Source organism: Pseudomonas sp. D1HM (assembly GCF_019266105.1).
In the GTDB taxonomy this organism is placed as follows: domain Bacteria; phylum Pseudomonadota; class Gammaproteobacteria; order Pseudomonadales; family Pseudomonadaceae; genus Aquipseudomonas; species Aquipseudomonas taetrolens.
Genome location: NZ_LRMN01000057.1, coordinates 1 through 241 on the forward strand (window position 1 = coordinate 1; position 241 = coordinate 241).

At 54.8% G+C, this 241-nt stretch carries 1 pseudogene; it reads right to left on the bottom strand.

Annotation, left to right across the window (positions count from 1 at the left end):
- Positions 1-241: pseudogene (locus tag AWM69_RS22710) on the bottom strand (hypothetical protein); the annotation flags it as partial.

Sequence of the window (241 nt, forward strand, 5' to 3'; positions counted from 1 at the left end):
TTCCAGAAGCTCAGGACGCGACGCACATACCACCAGCGCAATGGCCAGGGGGTTCGTTTGGAGTAACCATACCTTTCGCGTTCTTCCGCGCTTAAATGACCACCAGCATCATCCAGGCGCCCCATAAAGCGCGCATCAAGGCGTTCAATCTCAAAAGTATGCAGTCCCTCGTACGGTTTCAGTTCATCCTCCGTGAACACAACCCCCAATGCGCTAAGCCATGGATCTGGCGCATCCACCA